Origin of the sequence: Pseudoduganella sp. SL102 (assembly GCF_027856995.1) — a bacterium.
GTDB lineage: Bacteria > Pseudomonadota > Gammaproteobacteria > Burkholderiales > Burkholderiaceae_D > Rugamonas > Rugamonas albidiflava.
The window spans coordinates 1,675,488-1,692,572 of the sequence record NZ_CP115554.1; the positions used below are offsets into that span (position 1 = coordinate 1,675,488).

Annotated in this window: 14 protein-coding genes; 1 reads left to right on the plus strand and 13 read right to left on the minus strand. The window is 67.7% G+C overall.

Annotated features, from left to right (window positions below; genetic code table 11):
• Positions 1-73: 73 nt before the first annotated feature.
• The 5 genes from OU994_RS07180 to OU994_RS07200 form a co-directional block, all read right to left on the minus strand.
• Complete coding sequence (locus OU994_RS07180; protein WP_281610189.1) at positions 74-1,051, minus strand: L,D-transpeptidase; 978 nt, start codon at positions 1,049-1,051, stop codon at positions 74-76.
• Positions 1,052-1,124: 73 nt separating this feature from the next.
• Positions 1,125-2,324, minus strand: coding sequence for an acetate/propionate family kinase (locus OU994_RS07185; protein ID WP_281610190.1), 1,200 nt, complete (start codon positions 2,322-2,324; stop codon positions 1,125-1,127).
• A 1-nt stretch (position 2,325) separates the two neighbouring features.
• Entirely contained in the window at positions 2,326-3,276 is a 951-nt protein-coding gene (locus tag OU994_RS07190) for a phosphate acetyltransferase (protein ID WP_131147519.1), read from the minus strand.
• 170 nt (positions 3,277-3,446) lie between these two features.
• A complete protein-coding gene (locus OU994_RS07195) occupies positions 3,447-3,923 on the minus strand; it encodes an META domain-containing protein (RefSeq protein ID WP_281610191.1) in 477 nt (158 codons plus the stop codon).
• 67 nt (positions 3,924-3,990) lie between these two features.
• Complete coding sequence (locus OU994_RS07200) at positions 3,991-4,932, minus strand: LysR substrate-binding domain-containing protein (RefSeq protein WP_131147517.1); 942 nt, start codon at positions 4,930-4,932, stop codon at positions 3,991-3,993.
• Between the two features lie 128 nt (positions 4,933-5,060).
• Between OU994_RS07200 and OU994_RS07205 the strand changes: the two genes are divergently transcribed.
• Entirely contained in the window at positions 5,061-6,284 is a 1,224-nt protein-coding gene (locus OU994_RS07205) for a urate hydroxylase PuuD (RefSeq protein WP_281610192.1), read from the plus strand.
• A 150-nt stretch (positions 6,285-6,434) separates the two neighbouring features.
• Here OU994_RS07205 and OU994_RS07210 read toward each other — a convergent pair whose 3' ends face one another.
• From OU994_RS07210 to OU994_RS07245, 8 genes are all read right to left on the minus strand, one after another.
• The gene (locus tag OU994_RS07210) at positions 6,435-8,804 is read right to left on the minus strand and encodes a S9 family peptidase (protein ID WP_281610193.1); all 2,370 of its coding nucleotides are present in this window, start codon (positions 8,802-8,804) and stop codon (positions 6,435-6,437) included.
• Positions 8,805-8,873: 69 nt separating this feature from the next.
• The gene (locus tag OU994_RS07215) at positions 8,874-10,406 is read right to left on the minus strand and encodes a response regulator (RefSeq protein ID WP_281610194.1); all 1,533 of its coding nucleotides are present in this window, start codon (positions 10,404-10,406) and stop codon (positions 8,874-8,876) included.
• Complete coding sequence (locus tag OU994_RS07220; protein ID WP_281610195.1) at positions 10,403-12,172, minus strand: ATP-binding protein; 1,770 nt, start codon at positions 12,170-12,172, stop codon at positions 10,403-10,405. The genes OU994_RS07215 and OU994_RS07220 overlap by 4 nt, the downstream gene beginning before the upstream one ends.
• Before the next feature lie 40 nt (positions 12,173-12,212).
• Entirely contained in the window at positions 12,213-13,271 is a 1,059-nt protein-coding gene (locus OU994_RS07225) for an ATP-binding SpoIIE family protein phosphatase (RefSeq protein ID WP_281610196.1), read from the minus strand.
• Positions 13,256-13,672 carry an ATP-binding protein gene (locus OU994_RS07230; RefSeq protein WP_229420526.1) on the minus strand — a complete coding sequence of 139 codons (417 nt, stop codon included), beginning with the start codon at positions 13,670-13,672 and terminating at the stop codon, positions 13,256-13,258. Before OU994_RS07230 ends, OU994_RS07225 begins: the two co-directional genes overlap by 16 nt.
• A 15-nt stretch (positions 13,673-13,687) precedes the next feature.
• Complete coding sequence (locus OU994_RS07235; protein ID WP_131147511.1) at positions 13,688-14,044, minus strand: STAS domain-containing protein; 357 nt, start codon at positions 14,042-14,044, stop codon at positions 13,688-13,690.
• 7 nt (positions 14,045-14,051) lie between these two features.
• Positions 14,052-14,918: an STAS domain-containing protein gene (locus tag OU994_RS07240; protein WP_281610197.1), complete on the minus strand. Its 867-nt coding sequence runs from the start codon at positions 14,916-14,918 to the stop codon at positions 14,052-14,054.
• A 242-nt stretch (positions 14,919-15,160) separates the two neighbouring features.
• Complete coding sequence (locus tag OU994_RS07245; protein WP_281610198.1) at positions 15,161-16,936, minus strand: glycoside hydrolase family 2 protein; 1,776 nt, start codon at positions 16,934-16,936, stop codon at positions 15,161-15,163.
• Positions 16,937-17,085: the final 149 nt, after the last annotated feature.

The window sequence follows — 17,085 nt, forward strand, 5'->3', positions numbered from 1 at the left end:
AGGGTATTTGCTCGAGGCCCCGGCTTGCCGCATGGCCGGCGCGTCGCGCTGCCGCGCACGAGGTGCCGCGTGCCTACTGCCCGCTCACCACCGCGAGTTGCGTGCCGGTACCGGCTTCAGCCAGTGGGGCGCTGGTGACCAGCAAGGTCGCGCCAGGCGCCAGCAGCGCGGTCACGCGGCGGTAGAAATCCGGCGGGATCCGCACCCGGTTGCGGGCCACTTCGTCCACCGGCCGGCCGTCCTCGCCTTCGTGCCCTGCCACGCCCGCGTAGATCCATTGCTGTCCATCGCCGCTGCCGCCGGCAAGCGTCAGGACGTGCGTGGCGTCGTCGTCGCGCGGCAGCGTCACGGCGGAGCGGCCGATCGGCACGCCGTTGCGCAGCACGATTGCAGCCTGGTCGGCGCGTGACAAGACGACTGTCACGGGGCCAGCGGGCGATTTCTCCGGCGTCCAGAAATCGCCGTCGCCCCTCGTGTCGAGCGTGGAGGGGGCCAGGACTTCGCCACCGCCCGTCGCCACCGGGTGCGCCGAATCGCCCGCGACGACGACCGTCGTGCCGAGCCGGGTAGCCGTGAACAGCTGCCTTGCAAACGCCAGCGGCAGGTGCACGCAACCGTGGCTTTCCGGATAGCCCGGCAGCCCGCCGGCATGCAGCGCCACGCCATCCCAGGTCAGGCGCTGCTGGTAAGGCATGGGTGCATTGTGGTAGGTGCTGGAGCGGTGCCTGGCATCCTTCTGCAGGATCGTGAACACGCCGGTCGGCGTCTGGAATCCTGGCTTGCCGCTCGAGACGGTCGCGACGCCGATGCGCACGCCGTTCCGGTACACGGTGGCCAGCTGTTTCGACAGGTCCACGTACACGAGCACCGGGCCTTTCGGCGCGATGCGCGGCGCCCATACCCATTCGCCCGGCTTCAGGCTATCGGACTGCCTCGCGAGTTCCACCGCGGACGATGCGGTGCGCCCTTGTGCCGACACCGCTCCGGTGAACGGCAGCGCCGCCATTGCCAGGCAAGCCGCTTGTGCCGTGATCCGCTGCATGTACTTCATGCGATCTCCGTCACAATCCCGTGGCCACCGTGGGCGTGGAGGTGCGCGCTGGCGGAGAGAAATGCCCCCGTATTCATACTGCTTCCACCAGCGCAGCGGTATGCCGCGCGATCATCAGTTCTTCGTTGGCCGGCACCACCCACGCCTCGACCTTGCTGGAGGCGGAGCTGATGCGGGAGATCTTGCCGGCACCGGCGGCGGCATTGGCCGCCTCGTCCAGCGTGACGCCCAGCCATGCGGCATCGCGGCAGGCGGCGGCGCGCACCGCCACGCTGTTCTCGCCGATGCCGCCGGAGAAGACCAGCGCATCGAGACCGCCCAGCGCGGCGGCCAGCGAGCCGAGTTCGCGGCCGATGCGGTAGACCAGCAGGTCGATCGCAAGCCTGGCGCGCGGGTCGTCGCTGGCCTCGAGCGTGCGCATGTCCGCCGACACGCCGGAAACGCCCAGCAGTCCGGATTCCTGGTACAGCAGCCGCTGCACCGCCGGCACGTCCATGCCCAGTTCATCGATCAGGTACAGCACCACGCCGGGATCGAGCGCGCCGCAGCGCGTGCCCATCGGCAGGCCGTCCACGGCGGTGAAGCCCATCGTGCTGGCGACGCTGCGGCCGGCATGCATCGCGCACATGCTGGCGCCGTTGCCCAGGTGGGCGGCCACGACGCGCCCGCCGGCCAGGCCGGGTGCGAAGTCCGGCACGCGGCTGGCAATGTATTCGTACGACAGTCCGTGGAAGCCGTAGCGCCGTATACCGCGCTCCGTGATCGACGGCGGCAGTGCGAAGGCCTGCGCCAGGGCCGGCTGCGCCGTGTGGAATGCGGTGTCGAAGCAGCCCACCTGCGGTACCTGCGGGGCCAGTGCCATCACGGCGCGCACCGGCGCCAGGTTATGCGGCAGGTGCAGCGGCGCGAGGGGGATCAGCTGTTCCAGTTCGTCGAGCACGGCGCCATCCAGCCGCTGCGGGCCGCTGTAGCGTGCGCCGCCATGCACGATGCGGTGGCCCACCGCGCGCACCTGCATGCCCTGCAGGTGTTCCGCCGCGTGATCGATCAGGAACCGCATCGCCTGTTCGTGATCGAGCGGAGCATCGTTCCAGGTGTGTTCGCCGACCGGCATGCCGGAGGCATCGAACGCCACGAAGCGCGTTCTGCCGGCGTACAGGTTCTCCACCTTGCCCTTCAGGGCCGGCGCCAGGTCCGCGCCGCGGAACAGGGAAAACTTGATGCTCGACGATCCGGCGTTGATGACCACCACGGCATCGTTCGGGCCTGGCATGTCAGCCGCCCAGGATCTTCGGTTCCGCCATCTTGCGGCGGGCAACCAGCACGGCGACGGCGCACGAGGCCAGCCGCGCGGCCACCGAGTCGGCACGGCTGGTGAGGATCAGCGGCACGCGGGCGCCGAGCACGATGCCGGCTGCCCCGGCGCCGGCCATGAAGGTAAGGCTCTTGGCCAGCATGTTGCCCGCTTCCAGGTCCGGCGCGACCAGCACGTTCGCGCGCCCGGCCACGGGCGATACCAGGTGCTTGATCGCGGCCGCCGCCGGGTCGATGGCGTTGTCCATCGCCAGCGGCCCGTCGAGGATGCCGCCGGTGATCTGGCCGCGGTCGGCCATCTTGCACAGGGCCGCCGCATCGAGCGTCGCGGGCATCTTCGGATTGACCGTCTCCACCGCCGCCAGGATGGCGACCCGCGCTTCGCCGAAACCGAGGATGTGCGCGAGGTCGATCGCGTTCTGCACGATATCGACCTTGTCGGCCAGCGCGGGCACGATGTTGACGGCGGCATCGGTGATGATCAGCGGCTCGCCATGGCCGGGAATGTCCATCACGAAGCAGTGGCTGAGCCGCCGCGCGGTGCGCAGCCCGGTGGTGGCCGAGACGACGGCGCCCATCAGTTCATCGGTGTGCAGGCTGCCCTTCATCAGGGCCTGCGCGCCGCCTTCGCGCACGATCTCCACGGCGCGCGCCGCGGAGGCATGGCTGTGCGGTGTATCGACGAGGGGCAGGGCGGAAATGTCCAGCCCCGCCTCCGCGGCCGCCTGTTCGATCCGGGCACGCGGGCCCACGAGGATCGGCTGGATCAAACCCAGCCGGCTGGCATCGAGCGCCGATTCCAGCGCGTGGGCATCGCAGGGGTGGGCCAGCGCCACGGTGACAGGCGCGCCTTCGCGGGCCGCGTCGATCAGCTTGTCGAAGTACGCATGACCAGTGCCGAGGGCGCTCATCGGACCTCGCTTTGTGCAGCGCAGCTAAGTGCTGCTTGCCCCATCAGCGGGCATTCCATCGATTGGTACATGTGCGCTCCAACGAAGAGTTAGCGCAATCTTAGCCATTATCCGGGCACGATGCCAGCAGTTGATTGTGCAGTGCGCAACTCTCTCCCGCATGGCAGGGATTACGGCGACACGCGTTCCCACGTATAGATGCCGCCGCCACCGGCCAGCTCCAGGTGCAGCCGCCCGCCGTCGATCCGGTAGCTGCGCACCGCTTCGATATCGCCGGGCAGGCGGCCGCCAAGCGGCGACGGGGGACACATCATCCGCGTCGTGGCGAGCGGGCCGAGCATCAGGCTGCCCGACGCGCCACCCGCCGCGCCGGGCGTGGCGCTCCACGTACCGGAACCCTGGTTGCAGTCGACCCGCGCTGACAGCCGGCCATCCGCGCCGAAGCGCAACTGGTACTGATCGGGCCGGGCCGGCCGGACTTCGGCCGTGCCGGTGCCTGCAGCCTGGTAGCCGACGAGCTGCCAGGCGCTGCCGGCCAGTTGCGCCTGGCCTCCGGTGCCCGCAACCCCGGCGCATCCCGTTGCCAGCAGCACGGCGGCGGCGGTGCCGGCCAGGTATTGCATGTGACGTCGTTGGACTGCTTTCATGTTCGCTCCTTCTGTCATTGGTGTCTTCGCCGGCCAGAGCGTGGAAACGGGGGAGGCGCAGAGTTCTCTAGCGGCCCTTCACCAGCGCCTTGGCCGCCGCGGTCACCTGGTCGCGCAGCCACTTGTGCTCGGGCGACTGGTGCACCCGTTCGTGCCACAGCTGGTAGAAGCGCATCGGCGGGAATTTCACGGGGATCGTGAAGATCTTCAGCGGCAGGGTCTTTTCATAGAACTGCACGAACTGGCGGCCGGTCGTGAGCACCAGGTCCGACTGCATCAGCATGTAGGGGATCAGGCCGAAGTATGCCGATTCCACCGCCACGTTGCGCTGCAGGCCCTGGCGTTCGAGGAAGGCGTCGATCACGCCGACCGAGCCCTGCACCATCTGCGACGGCGCCACGTGCGGCAGCGTCAGGTATTCGTGCAGCGTCATCGCATCCTCGGCGGTGCGCTTGGCGTACGGGCTGGTGGCGTGCATCGCGCACACGATCGGGTCCTCGAACAGTTTCGAGATGTGCAGGTGCTGGGGCGGCTCGTCCCAGTTCGCGATCACCAGGTCCATGTCGCCGTCGGACAGCAGGCGCACATAGTCGACACCGGGGCCCAGGCTGTGGATGATGACGCGGCTCTTCGGCGAGCCGCGCCGCAGCAGCGCCACCACGCTCGGCAGGAACTGGCTGTCCAGGTAATCGGGCGCGGCGATGTTGAAGGTGCGCGCTTCTTCCTGCGGCGCGAAGGGCGTCTTCTTGACGAACAGGTTCTCGGTTTCGTCGAGGATGCGCTTGGCCGGCTTGAGCAGGCTTTCGCCATGCTGGGTGGGCACCATGCCGCGTGCGCCGCGCACCAGCAGCGGATCGCCGGTCAGCTCGCGCAGCTTGCGCAGCGATGCGGAAATCGACGGCTGCGGCTGGTTCAGCTTCAACGCCACGCGCGAAACGTTCTTTTCCACCAGCAGCAGGTACAGGATGCGGATCAGGTGGATGTCGAGATGCTGCGGCAGGGCGGACATGGCGAGGGCTGTGTCTATACGGATACGGATATGTCAAATATACGTGAACTTTCATGCCGGGTGCACCACAATCCTTGTATCGACTGTAAATAGATGCCAGCAGGCCACAGTTATTTGCCAAGGACCCCATGGAAGCCATCAGCTACCTTTTCCCCTACGGCCTCGAGTGGCTGAACATGCTCTTGCGCTGGCTGCACGTCATCACCGGCATCGCGTGGATCGGCGCCTCGTTCTACTTTGTCTGGCTGGATAACTCGATCCGGCCGCCGGCACCCGGTTCCGAGCTGGCGAAGAAGGGCGTGATGGGCGAACTGTGGGCGGTGCACGGCGGCGGCTTCTACAACCCGCAAAAATACCTGGTCGCGCCGGCCGAGCTGCCGGAGGAACTGCACTGGTTCAAATGGGAAGCCTATTCCACGTGGCTGTCCGGCTTCGCGCTGCTGACGGTCGCGTATTACTTTAATGCGCACGCCATGATGATCGACCGGACGGTGGCCGATCTCACCGCCTGGCAATCGGTGGGCTTCGGCCTCGGCTCGCTGGTGGCGGGCTGGATCGTCTACGATCTGTTGTGCCGCTCCGCGCTGGGCAAGCACGACCTGTGGTTCGGCGTCGTGGTGTTCGCGCTGCTCACCGGTGCCGCGTATGCGCTCACGCACCTGCTGTCCGGCCGCGCCGCCTACCTCCACGTGGGCGCGATGATCGGCACCATCATGGTGGCCAACGTGGCGATGCTGATCATTCCGGGCCAGCGCCGGATGGTGGAAGCGATGCGCGCCGGAGGCCGGCCCGACCCGGTGCACGGCCTCCGCGCCAAGCAGCGCAGCGTGCACAATAACTACTTCACGCTGCCGGTGCTGTTCATCATGATCAGCAACCACTATGCGATGACGTACCGGCACGAGCATGCGTGGCTGGTGCTGGCGCTGGTCATGGCCGCCGGCGTGTTCATCCGCCACTTCTTCAACCTGCGGCACAAGGGGCGCGCGGCCTGGCGCTATCCCGCCATCGGCATCGCGCTGCTGCTGGCCGTGGCCGTGATGATCGCGCCACCGAAGCCCGCCGCCGTGTCGCGGGCAGCCGATCCGGCCGCGCAGTTCGCCCGCATCACGGCCATCGTCGACCAGCGCTGCGTGTCATGCCATGCGGCGCGCCCCACCCAGCCCGGCTTCGCCACCGCACCGGCCGGCATCGTGTTCGATACGCCGGAACAGGTGCGGCAGCAGGCGCTGGCGATCCACAAGCAGGTGGTGGAACTGAAGGCGATGCCGATCGGGAACCTGACGAACATGACGGAAGGGGAGCGGGCGGAAGTGGCCGCGTGGTTTGCCCACCTTCCGCAAGACCGGTGACAGGCTCAAAAAACCGGTGACAGGCTCCAATTCTAAATTCGGTGACAGCACCCATTTGCCTCGGGATGTTTCGTCAAAAACGGTGACAGTCACCAATTACCAGGAAATGTTTCTCTAAAATCGGAGCCTGTCACCGGTTTTCGGGAAAGATTACTTCAGGGTACGCTCGAACAGCTGGTAGATGCGCCGGTACTGGTCGTACCAGCTTTCCGGCTGCGTGTAGGCGTGCCGTTCGAGCGGGTAGCTGGCGAGTTCCCAGTGGTCCTTCTTCAGCTCGATGAGCCGCTGCGCCATGCGCACCGAGTCCTGGTAGAACACGTTGTCGTCGACCATGCCGTGCGCGATCAGCAGGTGGCCTTGCAGCCGGTCGGCGTATTCGATCGGCGACGAGATCTTGTAGGCTTCCGGATCGATGTCCGGCGTGTTCAGGATGTTGGCGGTGTAGCCGTGGTTGTAGGACGTCCAGTCGGTCACCGGGCGCAGCGCGGCGCCGGCCTTGAACAGCGCGGGTTCGCGCATCAGGGCCATGAAGGTCATGAAGCCGCCGTAGCTGCCGCCGTAGATGCCCACGCGGTCGATGTCGCCCTGGTGCTGGGCGGCCAGCCACTTCGCGCCGTCCACGTAGTCTTCCAGCTCGGGGTGGCCCATGCGCCGGTAGATCGCCGTGCGCCAGTCGCGGCCATAGCCTTTCGATGCGCGGTAGTCCATGTCCAGCACGATGTAGCCCTTCTCCACCAGCAGGTTGTGGAACATCTGCTCGCGGAAGTAGTTCGACCAGCGTTTCGACACATTCTGCAGGTAGCCGGCGCCGTGGACGAACATCACGACCGGGTACTTGCGGCCCGGTTCCAGCGTGGCCGGCTTGTACAGCTTGGCCCAGACCGGCGCCGCGCCGTGCGTGGACGGCACCTGCACGAACTGCGGCTGCACCCATTCGCGCGCCTTGTATGCCGGCGTGCGCGTGTCGGTCAGGTTCACGGCCGCGCCGCCGGCGGCGGGCACGATCGCCAGCTGCGGCGGCACGTAGGCCGACGACCAGCGCACCAGCAGTTTCTTCTGGTCGGGCGACAGCAGGAAGCTTTCGGCGCCGCCGCCGACCTGCGTTATTTCCCGCACCGTGCCATCGCTGGCGGAGACGCGGCACACCTCGTAGTCGCCCGGCGTCTTCCGGTTGCACATCACCCACGCGGCGCTGCCGTCGGCGTTCCAGGCCACGCTGGTGGCTTCCCACGCGCCGCTCGTCAGTGCCCGCTGCCTGCCGTCCTGGCCCAGCGTGTACAGGTGCGACCAGCCGGATTCCTCGGACAGGAACCACAGGGTACGGTTGTCCGGCAGCCAGCCGAACTCGTTGTAGCTGCTGTTGACCCACGCCTCGTCGGCCAGCCGGTGCATCGGCTGCAGCCTGGCGGAGGACAGGTCGATGGAGGCGATCCAGCGGTCCTTGTTGTCGACCGCGCGGAGCATCAGCGCGACCCGGCTGCCGTCGGCGGCCCAGGCGATTCCCTGGCCTTCGTCCTCTTCCAGCCGTACCGCGCGGTTGCCCTTCACCGGGTCGAGCTTTCGCGCCGCGCGCATGGCCGCCAGCGGATCGGTGGCGATGCCGGGCAGCGGATCGAGCGCCAGCTCGCGCATCGTGCCGTCCTTCAGGTCGACCAGGCGCAGCGTCTGCGCCAGCGGCAGGTTGCGCCCGACCCGGGTGCGCTGGTCGTCGAATTCCTCGTAGCCCGATTCGGTCACGTAGCGCGGCATCTTGCCGACGCGGCCATTCTGCTCGGCCTTCGGCGACGTGGCCAGCACCAGCCAGCGGCCGTCCGGCGACAGCGCGCTGGCGTCGATGACGATCTTGTCGCCCAGGTAGAACGGCGCCGGGGCCCGCGTCGCATCGGCGCGGCGCTGTGCCTCGGCCTGCGCGCGCCGGGCATCGCGTTCTTCCTTCTGCCGCTGCAGCGTGGCGATCAGCCGCAATTGCAGCGCGCGCAGCGCATCGTCGCCCGGCGCCGCTGCCGGGTCCTTCATTGCGCGGGGCAACGCCAGCGGCACGGTCAGCCGCGTTTCGCGGTGCCAGCCGAACCAGTCGTGGCCCACGCGGTACTGCACCGACTTGCCGTCCGCCGAATATTGCGGATCGGCGGCGGCCGTGCTGTCGCGGCGGATCTGCGTCAGCGCGCCGGTTTTCAGGTCGCGCTCGAACAGGTCGCCGTTGCGCAGCAGGATCGCGCGCGTGCGTTCGCGGTTGTAGAACATCTGTTCGGTATCGACGCCGGCCAGGTCGGCGTCCGGCACCTTGCGCGGCGCCGACGCGGCTAACTGGGGTGCGACGAAGGTGTCGCGCAGCGGCGAGCCGGTGCGCTTTTGCTGGTAGTAGGCGGTCTTGCTGTCCCAGCCCCACCAGGCCGTATCGACGGGCATGCCGATCCAGTCCGGCGCGGCCATGGCCTGGTCGAGCGTGATCGGGGTGGCGGCAAGCGAGGGGAGGGGCAAGGCGGCGGCAAGCAGCGCCGCGGAAATGAGTCTGCGCATGGTGGTTCGGGGAAGAGAAAAGGCGCGCGCATTCTAACGCACGCCGCCGCGCCGCCCCACCAGCTTTTTTTACGTCTTCTTCATGAACGTGCGCACCGTCTCGTTCAGCGTTTCCATGTTGACGGGTTTCGTCAGGTGGTGGTTGAAGCCGGCCGCCATCGCGCCCATCCGGTCCTTTTCCTGGCCATAGCCGGTCAGCGCGATCAGCGCGGTTTTTTCCAGCTCGGGGTAGCCGCGCAATGCCGCCGCCACGTCCACGCCGCTCATGTCGGGCAGGCCGATGTCGAGGAATACCACGTCCGGCCGCAGGCGCAGCGCCGCCTCGATCGCGCTGGCGCCGTCGTGCGCCATGTGCACTTCGTGGCCGGCGAACTGCAGCAGTGCCGCCACGATCTCGGCCGAATCGACATTGTCGTCCACCACCAGGATGCGGTGCACGTCGGCCGGCCGCGCCGGTGCCGCATTTGGCAGGCAATCGGTTTCGTCCGCCGGCGGCGTGCGGGCCAGCGTGGGCAGGCGCACTTCGAACGTGCTGCCATGGCCTTCGCCACCGCTGTGCACGTTCACGCTGCCGCCATGCAGGTTGACCAGCGTGCGCACCAGCGACAGGCCGATGCCCAGCCCGTCCTGCACCCGGTCCGGCGAATGGCCGGCCTGCGCGAACAGGTCGAAGATCGTTTCGGCCTGTTCGGGGGAGATGCCGATGCCGTTGTCCATCACGCGGATCACCGCCTCGCCGCGTTCCAGGCAGGCCGCCAGTGTGATGCGCCCGCCCGGCGCGGTGAACTTGGCGGCGTTGTTCAGCAGGTTGCCCACCACCTGCGTCAGGCGCACGCTGTCGCCGTCGACCCAGATATCGTGGTCCGGCAGCTTCACGGTGAGCACGTGCTGGCGCACGGCGATGTTCGGTTCGGCCGTTTCGGCGGCGGCTTTCAGCAGCCCGCACAGTTCCACCTCGGCGCGGCGCAGTGCGATCTTGCCCTGCGAGATGCGCGAAACGTCCAGCAGGTCGTCCACCAGCCGCACCATGTGGTCGGTCTGGCGCAGGATCACGCGGCGCGCGTTTTCCTGCGCCGGCGAGGAATGGGGGGCGAGGCTGCGCAGCAGTTCGACGGCGTTGCGGATCGGTCCCAGCGGGTTGCGCAGCTCGTGGGCCAGGATCGCCAGGAATTCATCCTTGCGGCGGTCCATGTCGCGCAGCTCGCGTTCCACGCGGCCCAGCCGCAGCAGGGCGCGCACGTTGGCGACCAGTTCTTCCGGTTCGATCGGTTCGAACAGGTAGTTGTCGGCGCCGCTGTCGAGCGCGCGCACCTTGTCCGGCGAGGACAGGTAGGAGGCCGAGGTCTGCAGCACCAGCACCATCGCCGTCAAGGGATCCTGCTTCAGCTGGCGGCACACCTCGAAGCCGTTGATGTCGGGCAGCTTGGTATCGAGCAGCACCAGGTCGGGCGCGACCTCGTGGACCATGCGCAGCGCTTCCGTGCCGCTGCCCGCTTCCAGCACGCGGAAGCCGGCGCGTTGCAGGATGCGCGTTTTCGCATAGCGCGCGGCGTCGGTATCGTCGACGTTCAGGATCACGGGATCGATGGGAAGTGCCTTCATGATGGTCTCTCTTGGTGGCACAGGGCGTGCAACTGCGCCAGCAGTTCGTCGCGTGCGACGGGCTTGCTGAAATAGGCGTCCGCACCCAGTGAAAATGCCTTCTGGCGGTCGGCCACTTCGGAGGCGATGATCACCGGCACCTGCTTGCGGCGTTCGTCGCCCTTGATGCGGGCGAGCCAGTGCCAGCTGTCGCCGCCGTTCAGGTAAAGGTCGAGGATGATGGCGGCCGGCTGCTCCACGGTCCAGGCCTGTTCCGCCTCCCACACGCTGCGCACGGGGATCGCGCGGTACGGCGAGTTGCGGAAATAGCTGCGATACAGCAGCTGGGACGAACGGTCGTCTTCCACCACCAGTACCGGGATGCCGGCGGCATCCGGCGCATCCGGGCGGAACACGTGCGGCTCCGGCATTTCGTCATGCAGCAGCGGGATCACGGCGGAAAACGTGGAGCCGGCGCCCGGCGCGCTTTTCAGCGATACCGAGCCGCCCAGCAGGCTTGCCAGCTTGCGGCACAGGGGCAGGCCCAGGCCGGTGCCCTTGACGCGCTGCTGCAGGCGGTTTTCCACCTGCGAGAATTCCTCGAAGATGAGCTGCTGGTGCTCGGGGGCGATGCCGATGCCCGTATCGGCCACGTCGAAGCGCACCGCCTCGCCTTTCGGCAGCAGCGTGGCCGACACGCGCACGTGGCCGGATTCGGTGAATTTCAGGGCGTTCGAGATGAAGTTGCGCAGGATTTGCGACAGCTTCGCTTCGTCCGTCATCATCGTGATCGGCCCTTCCGGCTCGTCGAACAGCAGTTCGACGGTGGTGGACACCAGCAGCGGGCGCAGCATGCCGCGCAGCGCCGAGAACATGTCGGTCACTTCGAACGGCGCGGCGCGCACGTCGATCTTGCCGGCCTCGATCTTGGCCAGGTCGAGCAGGTCGTCCACCAGTTCGGTCAGCGACTCGGCCCCCTTCAGGATGAAGCGCACCTGTTTTTCCTGTTCCGGCGTCAGCTCGCCATCGACCCGTTCCAGCAGCAGCCGGGTCAGCGCGCGGATCGACGACAGCGGCGTCCTGAACTCGTGGCTCATGTTCGACAGGAAGCGCGTCTTCATCTCGTCGGCACGGCGCAGGTGGTCGGCCTTCTCGTCGAGCTCCGCATACAGCGCGACCACGCCGCGGTTGGTGTCCTCCAGCTCGCGGGTCAGCTGCATCAGTTCATCCTGGCGCGACTTCAGCTCCGCCAGCGTGGCCAGCAGCTCCTTGTTCTGCTGCTGCACCTCGGCCACCGAGACGTCCGGCGACAGCGCCGCGAACTGCGCGCTCATCTCGCCCACGCTGGCCGCCGTCAGCAGCGGCGCATCGTGCGGGAGCAGCTTCTTCAGCGTGACGGTGGTGCCGGTACCCGTCGCGGCATCGGTCGAGGTCCGGATGTCGAACTGGTCCATCAGCCGGCGCGCGCCGACGATGCCCATGCCCATGCCGGTGCGCGACTGGTAGCGGCCGGACAGCACCAGGTCCAGGTGCGCGATGCCGGGGCCCTTGTCTTCGATACGGATCACCAGCAGCTGCGGCGGCGTGGTGCCCTCGACGGCGAATTCGACGCGGCCGCTGCCGGCATAGCTGTACACATTGCGCGCCAGTTCCGACACGGCGGTGGCGATGCGTGCCTGGTCCTGCGCGTTGAAGCCGCACAGCGCGGCGATCTGGCGCGCGCGCTGGCGCGAGGCAACCACGTCGAGCTCCTGCTCGATGCGCATGGCGAGGATGCGCACGCTCATGGCCGCGCCTGCGAGAGGGGGGCAGTGGCGAACCGCCGGCTCATGGCCGCCACCCCTGGTGATCGCGCAGCACCAGCACCGTCACGTCATCCCGGCCACGGCCGAAGTCGCGGTACAGCACCCCGGCCACGAGGGCCGGATGGCACGCGACGAGGCCCGGATAGTCTTCCAGGCGCCAGCGCGAGTTGATGCCGTCCGAATGCAGCACCAGCAGCGCCGCCTCGGTCCATGGCGCGTCGAATTCCTGCACCTTGCGCATGTTGCTGCCCACGATGCCGTTGTGCGACACCAGCTGGCGCCGTTCGTCGCCGGCGATCAGGTGGGCGGCAATGTTGCCCACGCCGGCAAACCTGACGGTCTCCCCCAGCATGTCGATGCGGGCCACGGCCGCGGCGGCGCCGCGGGTAGGGCGCAGCGCCGCGTGCATGTCCTGCATCAGCGTGCCGGCGGGCAGGGTGGGCTCCCCGGCGATGGTGGTGGCGGCCAGTTCCGAAGCCTGGGCCGCCAGCGGGCCGTGTCCCAGGCCATCGGCCACCATCACCGTGGCCGACGTGGCATCGTGCGCCAGTGCCCAGCTGTCGCCGGACAGGTCCTCGCCATGCATCGGCAGGCACACGGCGCCCCAATGCAGCGCGGGGGCCGTGCGGGCCGCCTCGGCCGGCGTTACATCGGTGAAGCCGCGCGGCCACATGGCCATCATGACGGCGGTGCCGCGGCCGGGCGCGCTGTAGATGTCGAACTCCGCCGCCAGGCGCTGCATGGCACCCAGGCCCACGCCGTAGCTGCCGGCGGTGGAGCGGCCGTCGGCCATGCTGGCGGCCACGTTGGCGATGCCGCCGCCGCTGTCGAGCGCGAGGATTTCCAGGCCGTGCATGCCGCGCTGGAACAGCGGGCGCAGCAGGATCTCGCCGTGGCCGGCATGCTTCAGGATGTTGGTGGCCGCCTCGGTGACGGCGATCGCCACCTCGCCGGCCGCGGTTTCATCGAAGCCGAGCCGCGTGCACAGTTCGACGGCGGCACGGCGCGCCGCCGCGACCTGGCTGCTGTCCGAGACGGCATGGCAGCGCTGCCGGTGTTCGGCGGCTAGTATGGTTTCCATTTGCAGATTCTGACGGTGGTGCCCTGGCCAGGTGCCGATTCGAGTTCGAATTCGTCGGCCAGGCGCTTGGCGCCGGACAGGCCGAGGCCCATGCCGCCGCCGGTGGTGTAGCCATCGGTCAGCGCCCGGGGAATGTCGGGGATGCCGGGACCGTGGTCGATGAAGGTGAGGCCAACGCCCTTGCGGGCGCCGTTCAGCAGCTTCTGCATGTGCGCTTCGCCGCCACCGCCATAGCGCAGCGTATTGCGGGCCAGTTCGCTGGCGGCCGTGATCATCTTGGTCTGGTCGATCAGCGAAAAGCCGGCCGCGATCATCTGTTCGCGCACGGACTGCCGCAGCCGCACCACGTCCTCGTCGGACCGGACCGGCAGCACCACAGCGTCGACGTCAATATTGCTCAAGGATCGCCTTTCCGGTTAGTCCGCGCTCTGCTTGAGCAGCTGGACGCCTTTTTCGACGTTCAGTGCCGTGCGCACGCCGTGCAGCGTGAGGCCCAGTTCGACCAGCGTGATCGCCACGGCCGGCTGCATGCCGACCAGCACCGTGCGCGCATCGAGGATGCGCGCCATGGCCGCCGTGTTGCTGATCATGCGGCCGATGAAGGAATCGACGATGTCCAGCGCCGAGATGTCGATCAGCACGCCGCGTGCGCGGTCCTTGACGATGCGCGACGTCAGGTCGTCCTGCAGCGTCATCGCCAGGCGGTCGTGCATGTCGACCTGGATCGTGACCAGCAGCAGGTCGCCCATCTTCAGTATGGGAATGCGCTCCATGGCTGCCTCAGAGCGCCGTTTCGGCGCGCACCACGGTGGCGCCCACGCGTTTCAGGGCCACCAGGAAGGCATCGGCCAGCGTGGCCTTGGTGATCACGTCTTCCAGGTTCACGCCCAGGTGCACGATGGTCTGCGCGATCTGCGGGCGGATGCCGCTGATGATGCAGTCGGCGCCCATCAGGCGCGCGGCGGCGACCGTCTTCAGCAGGTGCTGCGCCACCAGGGTATCGACGGTGGGCACGCCGGTGATGTCGATGATGGCGATCGAGGCGCCCGTTTCGATGATCTTCTGCAGCAGGTTTTCCATCACGACCTGGGTGCGTGCGCTGTCCAGCGTGCCGATCAGCGGCAGTGCCAGCACATCCTTCCACAGTTGCACGACCGGAGTCGACAATTCCAGCAATTCCTGCTGCTGGCGCATGATCACGCTTTCGCGGCCTTTCTGGTATTCCTCGATCGTGAACAGGCCCATGCGGTCGAACAGCATGCCCGTATCGCTCACCTCGGCAGCCAGCGCGGCCGGGTCGGCGGCCAGGCTGGAGCGCAGCAGTGCGAACAGCGGCTCCTTCAGCGAGAAGATGAAGCCGGCGGTCTCGGTCGGCGAAAAGCCCTGGCGCACGCGCGCGGCGGACATCTCGGCCAGCAGCTGGCGCACCTCGGCCCAGGCCGGCGCATCGAAATCATAGGCCTGGCCCCGCTCGACGGCACGGGCGACCAGCGTCAGGAAGCGGCCGGCCTGCTGGCGGATCTCGCCTTCGGCCGCCTTGTCACGGCGCACCATGCGGGACAGCATGCCGCCCAGCCAGCCCTCCAGCAATGCCTCCTGGTTGTCGATAAGGATCCTGGCCAGGTGGCCGGTCGTTGCCATGCTCATGCGATCTCCGGGAAAAATTTCAAACAAATCAGTGTAGCAGCTCGCCACCATACGCAATGATACGATTTGAAACATTTCCCTGCCACACGATTCGTTATGCGGTGTGGAAAAAATTGCACGGAAACGGCTGAGTTCGAATTGGGGGGAAAGCACACGACACTGGAACGGTGTATTGAAACGGCTGAGTTCGTGTCAGGGTGCCTGACCCCCTGACACGAACTCAGCCTTGGAGGCAGGCTGGTTCAGCCGTTCCGGTAGCGCTCCAGCAGCGCGCGGTGGAGGGAGGCGACCAGTTCGGGGTCGATCTTGGGCTGGCGGTCGAACGTCAGCAGGCCGTTCTTTTCGTGTTCGACATCGGTGAACTGCGTGTAGCAGGCGCCGGCCAGGAAGGTGAGGGTGCCCAGGCTTTCGATGAGGTCGCGGTAGCGGGCCAGCAGCTCGTCGCTGGAGCGCACGCTGCCGTAGTAGTCGAACAGCCGGTCGCGCGGCGCCTCGCCTTCGGGCTCGCTGAGGAAGCCGCCCACCTCCGAGAGCACGATCGGCTGGCCGCGGTATTCGCCGCCCGGCAGGAACAGCGGCTTGTCCTTGTACCAGCCTTTCAGGGGCGGCACGCCGGTCCGCTGCGTGTCGGCATAGCGGGCGCACAGCTTGTCGCCGGGCTGCGTGTAGTCGTGGATCGAGCACACGTCGGTGAGGTCGGTGTGTTCCCAGCCATCGTTGTCGACCACCAGGCGGCCCGGGTCGAGCCGGCGCGTGCGCAGCACGAGCTTCTCGATGAAGGCCTGCTGGCCGGGGTGGCGGTACAGCGCCGGGAAGCCGAAGCTTTCCACCAGCGGTACCCAGGCCACGATGCAGGGGTGCCCCGCGTCGCGTTCCACGGCGCGTTCCCATTCCGACAGCAGCGCCTCCTCGGCATCCAGCGACCAGCTGCGCGTGTTGGGCATTTCCTCCCACACGAGCAGGCCGAGCCTGTCGCACCAGTACAGCCAGCGCTCATCCTCGATCTTCTGGTGCTTGCGCACGGCGTTGAAGCCCAGCCGCTTGATCCATTCGGCATCCACGCGCAGCGCGTCCGCCGAGGGCGCGGCCAGGTTGGTATCGGGCCAGTAGCCCTGGTCCAGCACCATCAGCAGGAAAGTGCGCTGGCCGTTCAGGTGGAAATGGCCGCCGTGCGCCTCGAAGCGGCGCAGGCCGCAGTAGGAGCCGATTTCGTCCAGCACCCGGCCGTCCGCCACCAGCCGCACGCGCAGGTCGTAAAGGTAGGGATGGTCGGGCGACCAGGCTTGCGGCGCATCGATCCGCGCATCCAGCGTGGCGGTGGCGAAGCGGGTCTCGGCCTGGGCGAAGGCGACCCGGTTGCCGGTATCGTCGAGCACGTCCAGCTCCACGGTCCAGCCGGCCGATGGCGCATGCAGGTGCACCTCGATCGACAGCCGCCCGTCCGGCTCCGTCTTCAGCCAGCGCAGCGAATCGATGCGCACCGGTGGCACCGGTTCCAGCCACACGGTCTGCCAGATGCCGGTGGTGCACCAGTAATAGATGCGCACCGGCTTGCCGGACGACGACTGCTTGCCGCGCGGCTGGTACATGTCCTGCCGGTCCTCGACGCGCAGCGTGATGCGGTTGGGCCCCGCGACGAGGAAGGGCGCGATATTGAACGAGAACGGCACGTGGCCGCCGCGGTTGCGGCCCGCCAGCCGGCCGTTGATCCACACCTCGGTGCTGTAGTCGACGGCGCCGAAGTGGACCAGCAGGTCCTGTTCGCGCCAGGCCGGCGGCACGTCGAAAGTGCGGGCATACCAGACGATTTCATGCACGTCCTGCGTGCCGATGCCGGAACGCTCGCTCTGGTAGGGGAACGGTACCTCGATCGAACGCGGCAATGCGCGGCCGTCGTGCCAGCCATCGTTGCGGCCCTGGTCGTCATCGTCGAACGCGAATTCCCAAGTGCCGTCGAGGCTGGCCCAGTCGCGGCGGGTCAGTTGGGGGCGGGGGTGGAGGATGTCGGTCGTGATCATCGCGGCATGGTAGCGCGATACCGGATTTGACCGACGCACGGATTCGAGCGAGCGCCCCGGACCGGTCGGCGACCCGTACCGATGAGGGATTCGATGCCGATCGGAGCCCGGTTCGTCGCCGGTTTTGCAACTGACTTCGCAGCCGGCCT